At 67.1% G+C, this 1,839-nt stretch carries 4 protein-coding genes; all 4 read right to left on the minus strand.

What is annotated here, in order from left to right; genetic code table 11:
• Window positions 1–230 (minus strand): arginase family protein (locus EOA38_RS35425; RefSeq protein WP_189435138.1); only part of this gene is annotated, 230 nt, incomplete at its 3' end.
• A 13-nt stretch (window positions 231–243) separates the two neighbouring features.
• Complete coding sequence (locus EOA38_RS35430) at window positions 244–1,014, minus strand: creatininase (RefSeq protein ID WP_127301405.1); 771 nt, start codon at window positions 1,012–1,014, stop codon at window positions 244–246.
• A 14-nt stretch (window positions 1,015–1,028) separates the two neighbouring features.
• Window positions 1,029–1,736, minus strand: a complete 708-nt coding sequence (locus EOA38_RS35435) for an SDR family oxidoreductase (protein ID WP_127301406.1) — start codon at window positions 1,734–1,736, stop codon at window positions 1,029–1,031.
• Entirely contained in the window at window positions 1,730–1,837 is a 108-nt protein-coding gene (locus EOA38_RS35440; RefSeq protein WP_127301407.1) for an SDR family oxidoreductase, read from the minus strand. The genes EOA38_RS35435 and EOA38_RS35440 overlap by 7 nt, the downstream gene beginning before the upstream one ends.
• Window positions 1,838–1,839: the final 2 nt, after the last annotated feature.

Consider the following 1,839-nt stretch of genomic DNA (forward strand, 5'->3'; position numbering starts at 1 on the left):
GTTCCCGAGACATGGTGGGCGCGGCGCATCAGGCTCGACTGGTTGCGGATTTCGCGCGGACCGTGTCGGGCGCCGGCACGGTTGGTGGTGCCGCCGTCCCACGGAATACCGACGAGGGCGATGTCGAGCCCCTTGGCGGTGGGCACGGCCGGGAGCCGCATGAAGGTGGAAAGCCCGGCAAAGCGCGGCACCTGCGCGGCGTCGACGGGTTGGAAGAGGCTATTGTCCATTGTGTCGGTCATCTCAGAGGAATTCACGTTTGACGATTTCGGCGATCCGGGTTTCGCAGTCGTCCAGCAGCCAGAGGCCCTTCTCGGCGGACGAACCTGCGGTCAGCGACAGCACGCCCGAAGGCGGCACCTCTTCCACCGGGCGCGGATAGCGGTCGTAGGGCTTGAAGCGGGCGGGGCCGTCATGGAGCGCCCTGGCTAGATCGACGAATTCCGGGCGCAGCGCCAGCATCATCGAGGTTTCGATCACGCTGGCATGCTCCAGCTCGATGCCCGGATAGCCGTCAGGAAACACCCTTTCCAGGGTCTCGGGGCGGACCATTTCCCAGTGATCGATGCGCAGGATGGTCATATCGGCGGCGCGTTCGCGGCCGATCGCGTCGAGCGCCAGCTCGATGCCTTCGATGGAGGGGCCGATGTTCTCGTAATGGCCGTTGAGCACCACGATGCGCCGCACTTTCTGGCGATGGAGGTCGCAGATCACGTCCTTGACCAGCAGCGAGAAGGTATGCGCGGTGATGTTGATCGTGCCGGGAAAGGCCGGGCCGCCGCCCGTTCTCGGTTGCGAACGGTTGCCGTAGGCGATCGTCGGGGCCACGAGGCCGCCGACCTCGGATGCCACCTTGGCTGCGATGGCGGTCGGAATGACGACGTCGACATTCATCGCCATGTGGTGGCCGTGCTGCTCGGTCGAGCCGAGCGGCAGGAAGACGGGCGCGCCGGCCGCTATCCTCCTTTCGGCTTCGGGCCACGGCAGCTCGGCGAGGAAAACGCTGTCCATCATGCTCCTTCCATCTCTCAAAGCATTGCCGCGCCGCCATTGGCACCGAGGCATTGTCCGGTGAAGAATGTGGCGCCCGGGCCGGCGAGGAAGACCACCGCGGTCGCGATTTCTTCCGGCCGGCCAATCCGGCCGAGCGGGTGCATGGTCTCCTGGGCGCGCTGTCGCTCGGTGAGGCTGTCGAAGCCCAGCAGCGGCGTGTCGGTCGGCCCCGGCGCCACCGCGTTGACCAGGATGCGCGGCGCCAACTCCCGCGCCCAGGAACGGGTCAGGCCGAGCAAGGCGGCTTTCGTGGCGCAGTAGACGGAGGCGTCGGCGCGGCCGAGATAAGCGAGTTCGGAGACTATGTTGACGATACGGCCGCCGTTGGCGAGATGCGGCAGCGCCTCCCGCGTCACCAGGATGGCGCCGCGAACATTGACGGCGAACATGCGGTCCACGTGATCGGCCGAAATCCGCGCGAGCGGCGCTTCCTGAAGAATGCCGGCATTGTTGACCAGTATGTCGTAGCCGCCGAGCCTCCGAGCGCCCTCCGCGACGGCGCCCTTGATATCGGCCTCACTCGCCAAGTCGCAGGCGAGGACCGGCACGTCCTGCTCGGATGCCGCCAGATCCAGCCCTATGACCGTGGCGCCGGCTTCCTGCAGCGCCAATGCCGTCGCCCGGCCGATGCCGCCGGCGGCGCCGGTGACCAGGGCCCGTTTCCCATGCAATGCGGCTACCAAGGCACTTCTCCCCTGTCGACGCCGAGCGATTGGCCGGTGATGTTGCCGGCAAGGTCCGAGGCCAGGAACAGGTAGGTGCCGGCGACGTCGTCCGGCTCCATCA

The sequence above is a fragment of the Mesorhizobium sp. M1E.F.Ca.ET.041.01.1.1 genome, assembly GCF_003997355.1.
GTDB lineage: Bacteria > Pseudomonadota > Alphaproteobacteria > Rhizobiales > Rhizobiaceae > Mesorhizobium.

What these genes read in the sequence shown, in the direction of transcription:
- EOA38_RS35430 (WP_127301405.1), bottom strand. Translation starts at nt 1,014, where the DNA reads ATGATGGACAGCGTTTTCCTCGCCGAGCTGCCGTGGCCCGAAGCCGAA.
- EOA38_RS35440 (WP_127301407.1), bottom strand. Translation starts at nt 1,837, where the DNA reads ATGGAGCCGGACGACGTCGCCGGCACCTACCTGTTCCTGGCCTCGGAC.